Source organism: Leptolyngbya sp. Cla-17, from assembly GCF_016807185.1.
Classification (GTDB): Bacteria; Cyanobacteriota; Cyanobacteriia; order Leptolyngbyales; family Leptolyngbyaceae; genus ULC077BIN1.
In genome coordinates this window covers 1,948,161-1,965,630 of record NZ_JAEVYN010000001.1, presented here as the reverse complement: position 1 = coordinate 1,965,630, position 17,470 = coordinate 1,948,161, and the positions used below count along the sequence as shown (strand labels likewise).

At 48.8% G+C, this 17,470-nt stretch carries 15 protein-coding genes; 6 read left to right on the top strand and 9 right to left on the bottom strand.

The annotated features are described in order from the left end of the window. The 6 genes from JOY44_RS08680 to JOY44_RS08655 all read right to left on the bottom strand — a co-directional run bounded on the left by JOY44_RS08680 (position 1) and on the right by JOY44_RS08655 (position 4,624). Entirely contained in the window at positions 1-843 is an 843-nt protein-coding gene (locus JOY44_RS08680) for a M48 family metallopeptidase (RefSeq protein ID WP_171573205.1), read from the bottom strand. A gap of 271 nt (positions 844-1,114) precedes the next feature. Then, positions 1,115-1,294 (bottom strand): 30S ribosomal protein S21, encoded by a 180-nt coding sequence (gene rpsU, locus JOY44_RS08675; RefSeq protein WP_171573204.1) that lies wholly within the window; start codon positions 1,292-1,294, stop codon positions 1,115-1,117. A 146-nt stretch (positions 1,295-1,440) separates the two neighbouring features. Beyond that, complete coding sequence (locus JOY44_RS08670; RefSeq protein ID WP_171571904.1) at positions 1,441-2,007, bottom strand: IS630 family transposase; 567 nt, start codon at positions 2,005-2,007, stop codon at positions 1,441-1,443. A 27-nt stretch (positions 2,008-2,034) separates the two neighbouring features. Next, a complete protein-coding gene (locus JOY44_RS08665; RefSeq protein ID WP_171571905.1) occupies positions 2,035-2,520 on the bottom strand; it encodes a helix-turn-helix domain-containing protein in 486 nt (161 codons plus the stop codon). A 188-nt stretch (positions 2,521-2,708) separates the two neighbouring features. Continuing rightward, positions 2,709-2,963, bottom strand: coding sequence for a TIGR03643 family protein (locus JOY44_RS08660; protein ID WP_171573203.1), 255 nt, complete (start codon positions 2,961-2,963; stop codon positions 2,709-2,711). Positions 2,964-2,968: 5 nt separating this feature from the next. Further along, positions 2,969-4,624 (bottom strand): mucoidy inhibitor MuiA family protein, encoded by a 1,656-nt coding sequence (locus tag JOY44_RS08655; RefSeq protein ID WP_171573202.1) that lies wholly within the window; start codon positions 4,622-4,624, stop codon positions 2,969-2,971. Positions 4,625-4,746: 122 nt separating this feature from the next. Here JOY44_RS08655 and mfd point away from each other — a divergent pair, with 122 nt between their 5' ends. Then, complete coding sequence (mfd, locus tag JOY44_RS08650) at positions 4,747-8,373, top strand: transcription-repair coupling factor (protein WP_171573201.1); 3,627 nt, start codon at positions 4,747-4,749, stop codon at positions 8,371-8,373. A gap of 264 nt (positions 8,374-8,637) precedes the next feature. On the opposite strand, the gene JOY44_RS08645 is transcribed toward mfd, so the two are convergent. After that, positions 8,638-9,780, bottom strand: a complete 1,143-nt coding sequence (locus tag JOY44_RS08645) for an element excision factor XisI family protein (RefSeq protein WP_171573200.1) — start codon at positions 9,778-9,780, stop codon at positions 8,638-8,640. A gap of 764 nt (positions 9,781-10,544) precedes the next feature. On the opposite strand from JOY44_RS08645, the gene JOY44_RS08640 reads away from it, so the two are divergent. The 4 genes from JOY44_RS08640 (at position 10,545) to JOY44_RS08625 (ending at position 14,142) form a co-directional block, all read left to right on the top strand. Next, positions 10,545-10,775: a DUF433 domain-containing protein gene (locus JOY44_RS08640; RefSeq protein WP_171573795.1), complete on the top strand. Its 231-nt coding sequence runs from the start codon at positions 10,545-10,547 to the stop codon at positions 10,773-10,775. Beyond that, positions 10,772-11,104: a DUF5615 family PIN-like protein gene (locus JOY44_RS08635; protein ID WP_171573199.1), complete on the top strand. Its 333-nt coding sequence runs from the start codon at positions 10,772-10,774 to the stop codon at positions 11,102-11,104. The genes JOY44_RS08640 and JOY44_RS08635 overlap by 4 nt, the downstream gene beginning before the upstream one ends. A gap of 250 nt (positions 11,105-11,354) precedes the next feature. Then, on the top strand, positions 11,355-12,479 hold the full coding sequence (locus tag JOY44_RS08630; protein ID WP_171573794.1) for a THUMP domain-containing class I SAM-dependent RNA methyltransferase: 1,125 nt from the start codon (positions 11,355-11,357) through the stop codon (positions 12,477-12,479). A gap of 52 nt (positions 12,480-12,531) precedes the next feature. Beyond that, the gene (locus tag JOY44_RS08625; RefSeq protein ID WP_171573198.1) at positions 12,532-14,142 is read left to right on the top strand and encodes an NAD(P)/FAD-dependent oxidoreductase; all 1,611 of its coding nucleotides are present in this window, start codon (positions 12,532-12,534) and stop codon (positions 14,140-14,142) included. 263 nt (positions 14,143-14,405) lie between these two features. Here JOY44_RS08625 and JOY44_RS08620 read toward each other — a convergent pair whose 3' ends face one another. Beyond that, entirely contained in the window at positions 14,406-15,305 is a 900-nt protein-coding gene (locus JOY44_RS08620; protein ID WP_171573197.1) for a DMT family transporter, read from the bottom strand. A gap of 55 nt (positions 15,306-15,360) precedes the next feature. Here JOY44_RS08620 and JOY44_RS08615 point away from each other — a divergent pair, with 55 nt between their 5' ends. Next, entirely contained in the window at positions 15,361-16,167 is an 807-nt protein-coding gene (locus JOY44_RS08615) for an SDR family oxidoreductase (protein ID WP_171573196.1), read from the top strand. A 287-nt stretch (positions 16,168-16,454) separates the two neighbouring features. Here the strand turns inward: JOY44_RS08615 and JOY44_RS08610 are convergent, their stop codons facing one another. Beyond that, positions 16,455-17,366 carry a branched-chain amino acid transaminase gene (locus tag JOY44_RS08610; protein ID WP_171573195.1) on the bottom strand — a complete coding sequence of 304 codons (912 nt, stop codon included), beginning with the start codon at positions 17,364-17,366 and terminating at the stop codon, positions 16,455-16,457. Positions 17,367-17,470: the final 104 nt, after the last annotated feature.

Genomic DNA, 17,470 nt, shown 5'->3' with positions numbered 1-17,470 from the left:
TTAGCTCAGCGATCGCAATCGGCTGCGATAAGTGACACCATCCAGCCCATCTCCATAGGTGTTTGCTGGGTTAATGGATTGTTGCAATCGATCAATGCGTTCAGACGTTGCAGGGTGGGTACTTAGAAACGTAGGTGTTGACCGTGACTGAAGTAGCTTGGACATAAAATTAACCATTGCAGATTGGGCGTAGCCAGTTTTAGCCAACGTTTCCAGACCCAACGCATCCGCTGAATATTCATCTTGGCGGCTGTTGGGGCGGCGAAATGCCAATTCAACTCCAATATTGACAGCCGTATTCCGGTTCAAACCTGCCGCTCCCACCAGACCATTAGCAACTGCCGTCTTCCTCATTTGGGCCACAGAATGCCGTCCAGCAATGTGACCAATTTCATGTGCCATCACACTCGCGAGTTCTGCCTCGTTGCTCGCCAAATTCAGCAAACCCCGATTGATGTAAACGAAACCGCCCATTGTGGCAAACGCATTCACCCCGCGATCATCCACAACCTGAAAGCGATAAGGAATGTTAGGACGGGTGCTAGAGGCAGCTAGCCGTTGCCCAATCTGATTGACATACTGATTCACCTGAGGATTTTGCAGAATACGAACTTGCGATCGCGTTAGCTGCTGATTAATTTGCTGACCAATTTCAACTTCTTGTCGATCAGACAAGCTAGAAAGTTGAACGACCTGAATACCTCGCAAAATTAGATCGCCCCAAGAAATAGCTTGAGCCACCATCGGTTGCCCAAGGGTTAGCACCAACGCGATCGCAATGGAAAGACAAATATATCCCCAGCGCCGCAATTGCCGAGAAAACTGAGAATAATACCTAAACATCGGTTGAACTCGGTAAGGGGTAAATGTTTAGCAACTGCATCAATTTGCCTGGAAATAATGGAAATTAATGTGCTGAAAATAAACGCTGCGTATTAGTTCTGGTGACGCACCGATTCACATAGGAGTTCCCCTCTACCTCTAAACAATCTAGAGACTAAATAAAAATTAACATAACTAAAGACAGCTACCGACTGTGACAAGCTTTTTGTCAATCTAGTGGCAACTGTCTCAAACAAATATTTTTTGTGGGTGCTGCAATGCGAATCAGTGACTAGTTATAACGTCTTTTACGTCGAGCCATGATTGCTTTGCGCTTTTGCTTTTCAATGGGGGTTTCAAAATGCCGATGGGATCTCAAATCTGCCAAAATTCCTGCCTTAGAAACCTGGCGCTTAAATCTCCGCAGGGCAGAATCAATTCCTTCATTCTCGCCAAGAACTACTTGGGTCATTCGCGACAAACTCTCCAATTAAACGAACGTCATTTCAACTAATTTATCATCTCAATAAAATAGATGTTTGGCAATTTTGCAGCATCTCCCAAGCTCTGTCAATCGGGCGTTTACTCAATCGAGATCGCCCCGTTTATAATACCAATTTAAATGGTTTCAATGACAGATAGTGCATTGAGGATAAAGGGGTAGCCCGTGAGAGAAGCAATCACTTGAGGGGTTAACTGGGATAAGAGTTGATCTACTCTGGATTGCAGTTGGTCAAGCGTTTTGAACGAAACCCACTTGAGATCCGCCTTGAGATATTCCCATAGCCTCTCAATTGGATTTAACTCCGGACAGTAAGGCGGTTGGAACACCAGGATAATGTTCTGTGGCACAATCAACGCTTTGCCTTTGTGGAACCGTCCGTTATCCACTTGCAGGATATTGAGACTATCGGGGTAAGCCTTGGAGAACTCATCCAAGAAGCATTGGTAGCACTCGGTATCGACATGGGAGAACTGCCAGAAAAAGGATTCTCCGGTGGCAGGTTCCACAGCGCCATAGAGCCAGAATGCTTTGAACACCCGTTGCCATGAGCCAATGGGTTTCACTCCAAAGGCTGTAATCAAACGCCCGATAATGGTATGCAGCCCAAAGCGGCTCTCATCCCCAGCAAAATAGCGAATAGGTCGTTTATCCTGGCGCACTTGCCGAGCGTATTGGCTCAACAAATCGAGGTCGTCTGCAAGGTTTGCTTAAATGCCTCTCGTTGTGCTCGGTTCTGCTTGAGGTTGTTGGGGACGAGCCACTTTTAGCTTGGCTTTGAGCCGATAACGGGTCATCTGGTAGACCGCATGATACTGGGCTTCTATTCCTAAACTCTCCAAGAGCCACTGCTGCACCTCCCCATAGCTGTCAAACCCATTGTCCGGTTCCTGCAATCGCTTTGCTAAGGCAACTTCTGCCCACATTGGAATCATCCGGTTGCCTCCTCCTGGCGTTGGCTTGACCACCAGCAATGCCTCTAATCCTTGTGCTCGATACAGCGCTAACCACTTTTGCACCGTGCCTCGATGCCTGCCAATTGCAACCGCGATCTGGCTGATGCTCGGTGCTTGCGCTCGTTTGAGCCAGTACAACACTTGCAATCGTTCTTTAACTATCGGCTGTTCAACCGTTCGCAAGCGGGTGCCTAACTCCTCGAGACTTTCTTTAATTACGATTGCGCTGACACCAGCCATGATTAGACTCTCACCTCTACATTCCTCAGTTTATCTGATCTGTAACTACTCCAATTTAATTTGGTATAACGAACGTTCATTTTGCGAAACTATAGTAAAGTGCTGGTTTGCTGAGGATGACGGAAGAAGTTTGAGTTCTTCAATCGCCCTAACTCTCACGGAGAAGCTGTGCAAACGCCCGTGCCTCGTTAGGTATTCTGATTTGCCGATTTAAACCGACCTGCTAGAAAATCTCGCTCCTTTAGATGTTTCGTTTTACGACCCGTCACTCGTCTGCGCCACATTTTGAAGCTGGAAGGTTTCATTTCACGCCGCATGAGGGCGATCACCTGCTTCTCCTGTAAACCAAACTGAAGTGCGATCGCCTCAAAAGTTGTGCGGTCTTCCCACGCCATTTCCAGCACGCGATCAATCGTCTCAGAATCCAGTTCTGGTAATTCCATAGCGTTTATACCTTCAACCCAACTACTTCTGTGATCTCGCGCGGATGTTCTACGGTGAACTGGTAAGTGACTTCCTGTAGGGCTTTTGGCTTCAGCGGCAGTACCCATTCCAGTTTCCCTAGTTCACCCAGTTCAATTGGGGGGCTACTGCGCGTTAAGCGAACTTTGATGCGCTCGTTGCGGCTAACAGGCAGTTGCTCAGTGAGTCGCAGAGTGGCTTCTTGTTCACGCAAATTGGTCACCACCACTCGATAAGCGTAAGTGATCAGGCGTTTATCTTGCATAAGACGTTTATCTACTTTGCGTTCTACTAAATCTCGCTCTAGCTTCAACCCTTCGTCAATGCCGAGGTTCAGCTTAAACTCCTGACCGGGTGCTACGTTGTCGAGTGAGGTGGTGCCAACGAACATATCATCCCGAAAGATGTTTGCCTGACCAGGCAGTAGGGTGGCACCATTTTCAGGATTGGTGACTATTGCTTGCAGGTATGCAAAGCTGACTAGTTTAGGAATGGCAACGTATTCCACTTGGCAAGGATACTGATCGCTGAAAATGGTGATTTTGTGAGGGGAGCGATCGCCAGGGATATTATTATTTCCATCAACCTGAAAGGTGACGATGCCGCCATTGCTGATAGCTGTAGCGGCAACGGTTTCTGCTGCATATTCCTGAGTGACACCACTAGTAGCAGCTTCAAAGAAGTCGGAGAAAGCAGAGGCACTACCAACACCACCAAGCAGTACATCCATATCATCAGATTCTGCAACCGATCGGGTTCGTTGCATCCTAGGTGCAGCGGCAGGCATAGGTGGCAAGGAAGCATCCACATACCAGGGAGCTAGTTTGGGAGGCAGGGTGCCTAACCCCGGTTTGGCAGTAGACAGAATCAGGGCAACGTCTGCCCAGTCTTCGCCTGTGTTTTGAGTGACCTCAGCCAGGTAATCCAGTTGCAGCAGCTTTGTTTGGGTGTCTACGCGCAGATCGTAAAGGGGTTGCCAACTGGCGCGATCAACGGTGTAAGAAACCTCCAAGCAAAACTCGCCTGCCCCAGTGGGCAGAACGCTGACAACAACGCTGTAGCTTTCTTTGGGGCGAGGCGTTTTGATCTGTTGAAGCTGCTGTTGTAACGCTCTCAACCGCTGATCGAGTTCTCGAAGTGCTTGATTTTGCTGCGCGATCGCCCCTGCCAAGTCATTATGCTGCTGTCCCACAAACTCCAGCAGCTCTGCGGTTTGAGTTAAGTTAACCCGCTGCTCTGCTAAACCACGAGAGAAGCGATCGACCGATCTTTCGCTCAAACTTTGAATGAATTTGCGGCGCAACTCCAGCGCTGCCAGCCCATCTTGCAAGGTTCGTCGCTGGTCTTCTAACTGCTGGATCTGTTCGGTCAACTGCGCCACGCGATCGTCGAGCGGCTCTGTGGCATAATTTTTTTCTGTTTGCACCCCCAATAATCGCACTGCAACGGTTCCGCTTCCTTTCACCCGCACCGAATCTGGCTTTAATGTAATCGGCAGGTTGGTGAGAGTCAGCGATCGCTCCTGTCCGGTTAGCGAGACGGTGCCTCGCCGCGTGACTAATGCCTGATCGGTATAAACCGTGACGATTGTTATATAAGTATCAACAGTTTGATTCACTGATGGCGACTGGATGCTGTCCATTTCTGTGCCCTCCCACAAGTCAATGCTACCCTAGCACTCCAGAGAAATCGCTGGCTCTACCAGCAGACCTCTAGAATGTGAAGATACAATGATTGTCTCTCTTGTCTGGTTCTACAGAGTTTATGGCGCTGTCTTCTATTACTCGTGCTCTTGGGCGATCGCCCCTCACCTCTGAACTGCTCAGCAAACTCAAGCAACAGCAGTGCTTGAAGCTGACCGGAGCATCGCGGCTACCCAAGGGATTGGTTAGTTCTGCCCTCGCGCAAGCAGACTCTCGCCCTTTGTTTGTTGTTACCGCCACCCTAGAAGAAGCGGGACGATGGACAGCGCAGTTAGAGGCGATGGGGTGGCAAACCGTCAATTTCTATCCCACGTCTGAATCTTCTCCCTATGAGCCGTTTGATCCAGAGGCAGAAATTGTTTGGGGACAAATGCAAGTGCTTGCTGATTTAGCAGCGAAGGGAATGAAGAAAGCTCACTCTCCCATTGATTCCCCGCTCCCATCCCCCCTTTACGCGATCGTTGCAACCGAACGCGCCCTCCAGCCTCATTTACCCCCCGTGGATGTTTTCCAATCCTTTTGCCTGACGCTGCAAAAAGGGACAGAGTTAAATCTCGGAAAATTGGCGGATGAGTTGGCGCGGTTGGGCTATGAGCGGGTAAATTTGGTGGAAACGGAAGGGCAATGGAGCCGTCGGGGAGACATTGTAGATGTGTTTCCGGTGGCATCGGAGCTACCTGTGCGACTGGAATTGTTTGGCGATGAATTGGATCAACTACGCGAGTTCGACCCGGCGACGCAGCGATCGAGTATTGGTGCTGAAGGCGCTGCCCTTGATCGCGTTAATCATATTGTGATTACACCAACCAAATTTGCTCCTATCATCCAGGCTAATCTTTCACCCGAAAACACTGAACGAGTCAAAACTCATTTATCCGATCAAGACCGGGAAGCCTTTGAAGAAGGTCAGTTGTTGGAAGGTTCTCGCCGCTTTATGGGCTACGCCTTTGAGCATCCCGCCTCTCTGCTGGACTATTTGCCTGACAATATTGTGATTGCTTTAGATGAACCTGATCAGTGCGAGGCGCACAGCGATCGCTGGTTTGAGCATGTTGAGGAAAATTGGCAGGAGGGAGTACGGAATACGGAGTTTGGAGGTCGGGAAGTAGGCGAGATAGAGGCACATTCACCCCAAGCCGCGCACCCCGAACTTCCTAAGATTCACCGCACCTTCGCTGAATCTCTCGCTGAAGTGGAACAGTTCGATCGCCTCTACCTCTCTGAACTTGCCGAAGAAATCATCCTTCAGCATTTGACACCCAACACCCGACACCTAACACCCATCAACCTCGCTAGTCGTCCCGTTCCTGCTATTCCCAACCAGTTTGCACGACTGGCAGAAACGCTGCGGGATGAACGCGATCGCGGTTTTTCGGTGTGGCTGATATCGGCGCAACCGTCGCGATCGGTGGCATTGCTGCAAGAACATGACTGTCCGGCGCAGTTTGTGCCCAACCCGCGAGATTATCTGGCGATCGACAAGCTGAAAACCCAACACGTGCCGGTGGCGGTCAAGTATTCCGGCTTGGCAGAATTGGAAGGCTTTATTTTGCCGACCTTCCGGCTGGTGCTGGTGACAGACCGCGAATTTTTTGGGCAGCACACCCTAACCACGCCCAACTACGTTCGCAAACGGCGCAGGGCAGCTTCTAAGCAGGTTGATCCAAATAAGCTCCAGCAGGGAGATTACGTCGTGCATCGCAGTCATGGCGTTGGCAAATTTCTCAAACTGGAAAGCCTGGTGATCAACCATGAAACTCGCGAATATCTGGTGATTCAGTATGCCGATGGCTTGCTGCGGGTAGCGGCGGATCAGTTGAATTCCCTGTCGCGCTTTCGGGCAGCGGGCGATCGCGCTCCAGAACTAAACAAAATGTCGGGTAAAGCTTGGGAGCGCACCACCAGCAAAGTCCGTAAAGCCATCAAAAAAGTGGCAGTGGATCTGCTTCAGCTTTATGCTCATCGCGCTCAACAAGTCGGCTTCACCTTTCCTGAAGATATGCCCTGGCAGCAGGAAATGGAGGACTCCTTCCCCTATCAGCCTACGCCTGACCAACTGAAAGCTGTGCAGGATGTGAAACAGGATATGCAGAGCGATCGCCCAATGGATCGGTTAGTCTGCGGCGATGTAGGTTTTGGCAAAACCGAGGTCGCGATTCGCGCTATTTTCAAAGCGGTCACCGCTGGCAAACAAGTGGCACTGTTGGCTCCTACCACCATTCTCACCCAGCAGCACTACCACACTTTCAAAGAGAGATTTGCGCCCTATCCCGTGCAGGTTGGCTTGCTGAACCGCTTTCGCTCAGCCCAGGAACGCAAAGAAATTTTGCAGCGCTTGAAAACGGGTGAACTGGATATTGTGGTCGGAACGCACCAGCTTTTAGGCAAGGGCGTAGAGTTTCGCGATTTGGGCTTGCTGGTAGTGGATGAAGAGCAGCGGTTTGGCGTGAATCAAAAGGAAAAGATCAAATCCCTGCGAACCCAGGTGGATGTGTTGACCCTCAGCGCCACGCCGATTCCCCGCACGTTGTATATGGCGATGTCGGGTGTGCGTGAGATGAGCCTGATTACTACGCCGCCGCCCTCCCGTCGTCCGATCAAAACCCACCTATCGCCCTACGATGAGGAAGTCATGCGATCGGCGATTCGGCAAGAACTCGATCGCGGCGGACAGGTGTTTTATGTGGTGCCCCGCGTCGAAGGTATTGAGGAAATCTCAGCCCGAATCCACGAAATGGTGCCCGGTGCCAGACTGGCGATCGCCCATGGGCAAATGCCGGAAGCTGAACTGGAATCTACCATGCTCACCTTCAGTGAAGGCGAAGCCGAAATTCTCCTCTGCACCACCATCATTGAATCCGGGCTGGACATTCCCCGCGTCAACACCATCCTGATTGAAGATGCTCAACGGTTCGGCTTGTCCCAGTTGTATCAGCTTCGAGGACGGGTGGGTCGAGCGGGCATTCAAGCACACGCTTGGCTGTTCTATCCCAAAGGTTCCCAACTCTCTGACACTGCCCGTCAACGACTGCGCGCCATTCAAGAGTTTGCCCAGCTTGGCTCTGGCTATCAGCTTGCCATGCGCGATATGGAAATTCGCGGTGTCGGTAATTTGCTCGGTGCAGAACAATCGGGACAAATGGACGCGATCGGCTTTGACTTGTACGTCGAGATGCTGCAAGAAGCGATTCAGGAAATTCGCGGTCAGGAAATTCCTAAGGTAGATGACACCCAAATTGATCTCAACCTGACGGCATTTATCCCAGCCGATTACATTCCCGATCTGGATCAAAAGATGAGCGCCTATCGTGCCGTTGCATCCGCCACTTCTCGGCAAGAACTCGCTCAAATTGCCGCTGACTGGAGCGATCGCTACGGTTCCATTCCCGTTGCCGCTCAGCAACTCATCCGCGTTGTGGAACTCAAGCAGATCGGCAAAAAACTCGGCTTTTCACGCATCAAACCCGAAGGCACCCAGCACATCGTCATGGAAACCCCCATGGAAGAACCCGCCTGGAACCTGCTCAAAGCCAATCTGCCCGATCACCTCCATTCCCGCTTCGTCTACACCCCCGGAAAAGTCACCGTTCGCGGTTTAGCCGTCCTCAACGCCGACCAACAACTCGAAAACCTGATCACCTGGCTCGGTCGAATGCAGGGAGCAATCCCCGAAGCGATCGCGGTTTAGGTTGGCAAAAACAAGTGTGATGACCTGTAAGAAATGCAAGAGTGCTCATACAATAAAGCAAGCTCTTTAAACAAGGTCAAAGCAGATAGTTTCCTGGATTTTTTGCAACATAACGTTTGCGCTCACCGGATGCAGATAACCTTTGCAGCATAGCCAAAAGTTTGGGTCGTTCCGGTGCAGCGCGGTTGTTAGCCTGCGAACCCAGAAGGTCAACCTAATCCTATGTACTATATCAAAACCTTAAGCTTAATAGATACTACTTAATTAAGTTTGCTTTTCTTTGTCTTCAGTTTTACTATTTGCTTGGGTGTCTTGAGACTTAGCTAGAAGAAGCTTAGCTATTTCAATCTTTGCACTTACTAGTTTCTCTAAAGAATCTATGCGTTCTTGCTCACTAATTCCATCTAAAATCTGCATAGCCATACCTACAGAATTAATTCTTTCCAAAGTCTCTGTATACTTGTTTGCTTGAGATATTGTTGACTTGTATATAAATAGGAAAGTTGCACCAATGAATTGGGTTATGACACCAGCTATCCCCCCAACAATCGCCACAGTAATATTTTCAGGTTTTTGGTAAGCGAGTGCTATGCCTACTCCAACTAAACCAAGACCAAGTAGCATGACAGCTACACTCAGCCTGAAAATCCAATCTACTTGTTTGAGGTTACGGTTAAAATAGGCTGAGAGTGTTGAATTTGCTATATCCCAAGCAGGCTTAACTTTGTCAGGATTTTCCCTTGCACGTTGCTCAGCGTCTTGATAATTGGCCTGTACAATAGACGTTAAGCTATCAGGAATATTATCAAGAATAGCCCAAGCTATTAACCCCAAAATCCCACCAATCAAAGTAATAATACCGGCTAGTGAAAAGTCATATGACACCAAAAATAAGTTTGTTTTTGGTGTCATAACTAGCAATAATCCGATCGTCAGCAAAAAGAAGCAAAATATTCCAAATAACTGTCGTCTTCCTGTTTTACTAGAAAGATCAATCTCTGAAGATAAGGCAGAATAGATAGAGTTAAATGAGCCAATATATGTACGTGCTACCGTGTCAAAGCTACTTAAGAATGGGTTAGGATTTTTCGATACATAGATATAATCTCTCAAAACTCCTAGCTTTACTAAGTCTTTTTCAATTCCTTTTCTTACGCTCTCAATATGTATCCCTTCTCCTCGGAGCCTTATCGAAATTATTAAATCTCGAATTTGTCGTCCTTTTTCCCAGCCAGTTTTAACTAGCGTATAGCGATCAAGAGTCTCGTCAAACTGAGGCTCAAGTTTAATTGTTCTACGAACTAGCATTGACTCCGCTTGATGCAAAATAACTTTTTTTACAGCATCTCTATGAGCAGTAAGAAGATCTTTTTCTTCAGGCTCATTTAGATTTTTAGATTCATTCATCGTTATCTATAGTCTACGAAATTTATGTCTACGAACAGAGTAGTTAATCAGTTTTACAGTTCTTGCAAAATTAGATTAATAACCTACATAAAGCTCAATCTAGCAGGACACTTTACACTACAACTAGTTCACCCCGTTAAGCCTGCTCGCACCCTATCTGGTTCCCAGCAAGCTTACTCAAACCCCAGGTAAAGCTCCACTGATGAAAATTTAGTAGGCTAACAACTTAACATACTGAAAATCTCCGTATAAGTTCCCGTTTTGGCAATTATCCAGAAATCTTCTGGATAATTTACCTTTTGGAATAGTTATCTAGAAAATTTCCGTATAATGCCTATTTTCGGGCAGTTATGTGGAAAATTTCCGTATAATTCCAGAATATAGTACAGACGTATTGACGTGATATTTGCTACATACAGGAAATTCGTAGTGGCGGATACCATGAATTCTCAACCCAAGCTCCGCGATCAGGTTCGAGGTGTGTTGCGACGCAGGCATTACTTACTATCAAACAGGAAAGACTCATAAGTCAGAATCAAAAACTTGAGAGGGCGATCTCGGCTTTGTAGTTTGATTACCAAGCAGTGGGGCGATCGCGTTTAAAAAACACTATGGTGCTAACCCTAAGCTCAGACGCACTGTTTTACGAACTGCACGGCAAAGTTTTACGGCTTTGGCTGCGATCGCGGTCTAGGTTAGCAACACAACTCATCAACCTTCACAACAGAGCTAAACTTACAAAGAATAGCCACAATTTTTTACCTATGAGCTATCGAGATATCCTCACAATTGAGCCAGGTAAACGCGGTGGAAAGCCCTGCATTAGGCGGATGCGTATTACTGTATACGATGTCTTAGGCTGGCTAGCGGCTGGAATGTCTCATGCAGAAATTTTGGATGACTTTCCAGAATTGACAGAAGAAGACATTAGAGCTTGCTTAGAATTTGCTGCTGATCGAGAGCATCGCTTGATTCTCATGGTAGGAGAGCGTTGAAACTATTGTTTGACCAGAACTTGAGCCGAAAGTTGATTAGTCGTTTGGCAGACATATTTCCAGATTCTAGCCACGTTCAGTTTCACGGTCTTTCAGAAGCAGATGATGGAGAAATTTGGGAGTTTGCCAAAGTTCAAAAATTTTGTATTGTTACCCAAGATGCTGACTTTGCGGATCGAAGCCGTCTTTATGGTGCACCTCCCAAAGTAGTTTGGCTACGATGTGGCAATGTGCCTACCAGTAACGTGGATGCGCTACTGCGTGCTGGAACAGAAGCAATTCAGGAGCTAATGAGCAGTTCACCATTGAATTGCCTTGAGCTTTACTAACCGATTGCTACCAAAGAAATCATTGCTAATCCATGCGATAAACAAGAGCCTGTGACTAGCGTGGTTGGGTCGATGATAGACGACGCGATCGCATTAAAAAAACACTATGGTGCTAACCCTAAGCTCAGACGTAGTGTTTTGCCAGCTTCACGACAAAGATCTAACGGTTTGGCTATCGCCGGCATGGGGCTAATGCTCGCCAAGAAATCAATTGAATCGAAGAGACGGTGCTTTCAGCTATGATCCAGGTATGAATCAGTATTTTGCAACGGTTGCTCGGGGGCTGGAGGCGCTTGCAGCTAAAGAGTTGGAGCAACTAGGCGCTCATGCCGTGGAACCAGGTTTTTGTGGTGCTGCCTTTAAAGGCGATCGCGCCTTGCTTTATCGCGTCAATCTATGGGCGAGACTGCCGTTCCGCATCTTAATGAAGCTGCACGAGTTTCCGTGTCGGGATGCAGAAGAACTGTATAGCGGTATTCAAACAATTGATTGGTCAACCTACCTTACGCCTGATTTAACGCTGGCGGTGAATGCCACGGGCAAAAGCGAGCGGCTCAATCATACTCACTTCACAGCGCTTCAGGTCAAAACGGCGATCGTAGATCAGCAGCAAAAAACGCTGGGCGATCGCTCTGATGTTGAACTGCAAACACCAGATGTGCAGATTAGTGTCCACATCGATCGCGACGTATGTACTGTCAGCCTTGACAGTTCTGGGAAGAGCCTGCACCGCCGCGGCTATCGTCCTGCCGTGGGCGCAGCCCCTTTGAAAGAGTCGTTGGCGGCAGCACTGATTCAACTGTCAGGCTGGCAGCCAGAGCAAATGTTTTACGATCCGCTGTGTGGATCGGGCACCTTGCCATTGGAAGCCAGCTTAAAAGCGCTCAATATTGCACCTGGTCTGTTTCGAGAGCAGTTTGGGTTTGAAACTTGGCTTGACGCTGATCCGGCACTTTTAGGACAACTGATTCAAGAGGCAGAGGAAAGTCAACGAGACAACCTGCCTGCACCAATTTGGGGCAGCGATCGCGATGAAGCAGTGATTGAGCAGGCGATCTCCAATGCGACCAACTGCGGTGTACTCAACCACATTTATTTTGCTCCCATCGATCTTGCTGATGTAGTTGCACCCACCGATAGCGGCGTTTTATTCTGCAATCCACCCTATGGTGAACGGCTAGGGCGAGACAGCGATTTGGGAGCATTCTATAAACAGTTAGGCGATGTGCTGAAACACCGCTTTAAAGGGTGGACGGCGTTTGTGCTAAGCGGCAATAAAGAGCTTTCGCAGTCGATCGGGTTGAAATCGTCTCAACGCATGGCGGTGTACAATGGTGCGTTGCCCTGTCAGTTGATGAAATATGAACTGTACTGATCGGAAAGGGAAAATAATCCTTTGTGCTGACAACTATGTTTGATAGCTGAGTATGTTACGACTAACCGAAATCAAGCTGCCGCTGGACCATCCTGAGGATGCGATCGCGAGTGCTATCCTCAAAAAACTGCAAATTGCTCCCGAAGCATTGCTGAGCTACTCCATCTTCAAGCGCAGCTACGATGCTCGTAAGAAAGAAGACATTCAGCTGGTTTATATTCTGGATGTCGAAATGACTCAGGAAAAACGTCTGCTCCAGCGGCTGAAAAAAGATCCGCATGTGATGCCCACGCCAGACATGAGCTACCGCATGGTAGCGCAAGCTCCTGACACACTGACAAGCCGCCCGATCGTAATTGGGACCGGACCCTGCGGCATGTTTGCCGGACTGCTGCTGGCACAAATGGGGTTTCGTCCCATCCTATTAGAACGGGGGAAAGCTGTGCGCGATCGCACCGTTGACACGTTTGCATTTTGGAAAAAGAAAGACGAGTTAAACCCAGAATCGAACGCGCAGTTTGGCGAGGGCGGAGCAGGCACCTTTTCAGATGGCAAACTCTACAGTCAGGTGAAAGATTCCAACCATTACGGGCGCAAGGTACTCGCTGAACTCGTCAATGCCGGAGCCTCACCAGAGATCCTGTACATCAACAAACCGCACATCGGCACCTTCAAATTGGTTGGCATCGTGCAAAATATCCGCGCCAGGATTGAAGCGTTAGGCGGCGAAATTCGCTTTCAAAGCCGAGTGGATGATATGCATATCGAGAACGGACAGGTGCAAGGAGTAACCCTTGCTAGCGGTGAATATATTGCCAGCAATCATATTGTGCTTGCCGTCGGTCATAGTGCCCGCGATACGTTTCAAATGCTGTTCGATCGCGGCGTTTATATGGAAGCAAAACCCTTTTCGATCGGCTTTCGGGTCGAACATCCGCAAAGCTTGATCGATCGCTGTCGCTTTGGCGAACAGGCGGGTCACAAGCTATTGGGCGCTGCCGATTATAAGTTGGTGCATCACTGCCAGAATGGTCGTTCGGTTTACAGCTTTTGCATGTGTCCGGGTGGTCTGGTGGTCGCAGCCGCATCAGAACCGGGGAGGCTTGTCACCAACGGTATGAGCCAATACTCTCGCAATGAGCGCAATGCCAATAGCGCGATCGTGGTGGGCATTACGCCCGACGACTATCCGGGTCATCCCTTAGCTGGAATTGCTTTGCAACGTCGCTTGGAAGAACGCGCATTTGCATTGGGTGGTAGCACCTATGACGCACCAGGGCAGCTCGTGGGAGACTTTCTTGCAGATCGCCCCTCACAAGCGTTTGGTACTGTGCAACCGTCTTACGCACCTGGAGTGCATTTAGGTGATTTGAGTTCGAGTTTGCCTGAGTATGCGATCGCTGCCATCCGCGAGGCACTACCTGCGTTCGACAAACAGATCAACGGCTTTGCCATGCCGGATGCGGTTCTGACGGGGGTTGAAACACGCACCTCATCCCCCATTCGGATCAAGCGCAAAGAGGATTATCAAAGCTTGAATACGGAGGGGTTATATCCTGCTGGCGAAGGTGCTGGCTACGCAGGTGGCATTCTTTCGGCTGGCATTGATGGCATTAAGGTGGCGGAGGCAGTTGCTTTGAAACTATTGCAACAATCGCGGTAAAGTTATTTTTCTGCGATAGCGATAAAATCTATCAAACTTCGCCTGATATCGCTGTCATACAGCATTCCAACAAAAAACCGACAGTCTCGTAAGAAACCTGCCGGCTAGTCGTGTGTTCCCTGTTGATGACTCGGCTATAAAAGTTGAGTCCTTATAAGTATGTCTTTGGAGGGAGGGGGAAGAAGCGATCGCGATCATCAACCTCGGTGATCTTTATCACAACTTCACTTAAACTTCAAGCTGACAAACATTAAAAGCTGTGGTTAATCCATCACCGCGATCGCCACTCCTACCAACAATACGAGTGTTCCCATCAGCATGAGGGTTCCAGGGATTTCTGCAAACAGGAAATAGCCTAAGATGCTGGCAAAAATAGGTTCCAGCAGAATGACTAGCGTCAGTAAAGTTGGTGAAACCCAGCGTACAGCCCAATTAAAGCTGGTGTGTCCAATCACCTGGGGCACAAGCGCCATGAGAATAAGATATCCATAAACGATGGGCGGATAGTTGGTATATCCATAACCCAGCAGGAGCGGCAAGGGCAGCAGGGCGATCGCGGCAGTGGTGTAAGCTACCGCAGCATATTCACCAATTCTAAAACCATGGTGCTGTGCTGCACGCCCTAACAAAATGTAGCCACTAGAAGCCCAAGCACCTACTAACGCCAATCCGTTTCCGAGTAGGGGATTGCTAGGACGACTGCCACCGATGTCACCCAAGCAGATGAGCAAGCCACCCATCAGGGCAAGCCCTATGCCTAGAAGGGTTTGACGGCTTGTTTTTTCTTTAAACCACAGCCACGACAGTAGAGCCACCCAAATAGGATTGGTGGTGACGATCGCCGTAGAAGCAGCGATAGAAGTATAGGACAAAGAGGTGATCCAGGTTGCAAAGTGAAGGGCAAGAGCAAGTCCGGCAGCGATCGCGCAGTACCATGCGGTTTTTGTATGTTTACGGGCAGAGAGCGTATGCCAAGTGGGCAGCAAAATCAGAGACGCGATCGCCAGCCGTGATGCTGCCATTACCAGGCTAAACCCCACCCCACTCATGTTGGCAGCCGCGATCGTCAAGCGCACCAATACTGCCGCGGTGGAAATTGCTATCACGCCAATCGTTAAAATTAAACCAATCTGCCAGCGAGAGATTGGATTCAATGGCTGCATTCAAAAGCTCTGTGTCAGGATAAAGTATCGCGTTTAGTATTGCACAGCACTTTCTATGACTTCCACCGTTTTAATTACTGGAGCTTCTCAAGGCAGCGGCAAAGCAACTGCCCTATTATTCGCTCGCAATGGCTATGATGTGGCATTGGCAGCGCGCCAACCAGAACGGTTAGAGTCGGTGGCTCACCAAATTGAAGCCTTGGGACGTAGGGCGATCGCTATTCCAACTGACGTGGGCAATGCCGAACAAGTGCAAGCCCTAGTCGCCAAAACCATAGAGATCCTCGGACAGGTGGATGTGCTGGTGAATAATGCTGGAATTTGCCTATCGGGTGCCATAGAGCAGACTTCGCTCTCAGACTGGCACCAGATTATGGATACCAATTTTTGGGGCTACGTTCACACAGTGCAGGCACTACTACCCCATTTTTTGGCGCGAAAAACCGGTGTGATCGCCAACGTTGGGTCCTTTGGCGGTAAAATGCCCCTGCCCCAAATGACGGCATACTGCGCTAGCAAATATGCAGTGACGGGCTTTACCGATGCTCTCAGGCTGGAACTTGCACCCCAAGGAATCCATGTTTGCGCCATTCATCCCGGTGTGATCAACAGCGACTTTTTGGAACGCGCCCAATTTCGCGGTACAACGGAGCAAGTCAGTGACACCATGCAGCAACAGATGCAGACAGTACTACAAGCAGCCTGGGTTAGCCAACCAGAAGATATTGCCCAAGCCATTTGGGATGCCATTCGCCATCAGAAAAATGAAGTTGTAGTGGGTGCAACCTTTTGGGCTACAGAATTGCACCGTTTGTTTCCGGGCATGACGCAGTGGGCGATGCAGCAAACTCTCAGCAAGTAACCATAGGATTCGACAAACACCAAAAAGCCAGCATTATTCTCATCTAATAAGATGAGAATAATGCTGGCTTACGTCAGGAGTTAAACTTCGCGCTAAGGAGATCTGCGCTAAGGAGAGTAGATGCGATCGCTAATCTGGCTTAAAGATGCCGCGTAGTTCTCCTGCTCCCTATTTACTTGGTATGTAAATCAACACATAACATTCCAGACGGTAACGCTTGCACTTGTTCTGGTTGAACGACTGGATCTTTTGGTGAATTGCTAAGGTTAAACAGATCTTTTAGATAACTAAACGGGAATTGGGAAGACCCAATCGCGATATTTTTCACTGCGATTCTCCGTAACAGCAGTGAGAATTTCCCGCAATTGAAGAGTGATTGGGCGATCTTTAGGCAACTCGTAATTCTCAATTCGCTTGACAGGGGCAACTTTCGCAGCCGTGCCGCACAGAAATACTTCATCGGCAATCAGCAACTCAGAGCGATCGACGGGACGCTCCTGAATGGGAATGCCCAAATCTCTCGCAATGGTTAACACACTGTCGCGAGTAATACCTTCCAAAATATCTTGTTCAAACCCTGGTGTAATCAAGGTGCCATTCCGCATCAAGAAAATATTCATGCCAGAGGCTTCACAGACTTTACCTTGAGTATTCATCAAAATGGCTTCATCAAAACCCGACTCAATCGCCTCCGTTTTGGCAAGAGAGGAGGTAATGTAAGCAGCACTGATCTTGCCACGCAAGGGTAGGCTACGGTCTTCTTGCCGACACCAAGAGCTAACTCGACAGGTCACGCCTTCAGGAGAAAGATAATCTGCTAGTTCTAGCCCATAAATCAAAAAATCTTTTTCAATGTTATGTAGCCGAGGCGCAATGCCCAAGCCAGAGGTGTAAATGAAGGGTCGGATATAAAACGAGACGGTGGGTTTATTCTTTTGGACAAAATCAGTAATAGTCTGCTGAATTTTATCGGCAGGCAGATCAAAGTGCAGCATCTTGGCGCTGGCACTGAGTCTCTGGCAATGGCGATCGAACCGAAACAGCAAGATTTGATTGGGATTTTGAGGATCGGGAATGCCGCGCATCCCGCCAAAAGCTCCGGTGCCATAGTGCAAGGCATGAGTGGCGATCGAAATCGTCGCATCTTGAAAGGGCAAAAATCGGTTTTGCAGGTAGGCAACGGGCAAAAACTTTTCCATAAAACAGGCGGAGAAATGAACAGTGGAGATTAGGCAAGATGCGAATCGTCAGCAATGAGCGATCGCGGCGTAAACATAAGGTTAACATCAACGCTTGAACGTCC

Excerpts from the sequence above, each read along its gene's own strand:
- JOY44_RS08640 (WP_171573795.1), top strand. The coding sequence starts at position 10,545 with ATGAGCTATCGAGATATCCTCACAATTGAGCCAGGTAAACGCGGTGGA.
- JOY44_RS08660 (WP_171573203.1), bottom strand. The coding sequence starts at position 2,963 with ATGGAATTACCAGAACTGGATTCTGAGACGATTGATCGCGTGCTGGAA.
- rpsU (WP_171573204.1), bottom strand. The coding sequence starts at position 1,294 with ATGACCCAAGTAGTTCTTGGCGAGAATGAAGGAATTGATTCTGCCCTG.
- JOY44_RS08625 (WP_171573198.1), top strand. The coding sequence starts at position 12,532 with ATGTTACGACTAACCGAAATCAAGCTGCCGCTGGACCATCCTGAGGAT.
- JOY44_RS08630 (WP_171573794.1), top strand. The coding sequence starts at position 11,355 with ATGAATCAGTATTTTGCAACGGTTGCTCGGGGGCTGGAGGCGCTTGCA.
- JOY44_RS08615 (WP_171573196.1), top strand. The coding sequence starts at position 15,361 with ATGACTTCCACCGTTTTAATTACTGGAGCTTCTCAAGGCAGCGGCAAA.
- JOY44_RS08620 (WP_171573197.1), bottom strand. The coding sequence starts at position 15,305 with ATGCAGCCATTGAATCCAATCTCTCGCTGGCAGATTGGTTTAATTTTA.
- JOY44_RS08655 (WP_171573202.1), bottom strand. The coding sequence starts at position 4,624 with ATGGACAGCATCCAGTCGCCATCAGTGAATCAAACTGTTGATACTTAT.
- JOY44_RS08665 (WP_171571905.1), bottom strand. The coding sequence starts at position 2,520 with ATGGCTGGTGTCAGCGCAATCGTAATTAAAGAAAGTCTCGAGGAGTTA.
- mfd (WP_171573201.1), top strand. The coding sequence starts at position 4,747 with ATGGCGCTGTCTTCTATTACTCGTGCTCTTGGGCGATCGCCCCTCACC.
- JOY44_RS08645 (WP_171573200.1), bottom strand. The coding sequence starts at position 9,780 with ATGAATGAATCTAAAAATCTAAATGAGCCTGAAGAAAAAGATCTTCTT.
- JOY44_RS08610 (WP_171573195.1), bottom strand. The coding sequence starts at position 17,366 with ATGGAAAAGTTTTTGCCCGTTGCCTACCTGCAAAACCGATTTTTGCCC.
- JOY44_RS08680 (WP_171573205.1), bottom strand. The coding sequence starts at position 843 with ATGTTTAGGTATTATTCTCAGTTTTCTCGGCAATTGCGGCGCTGGGGA.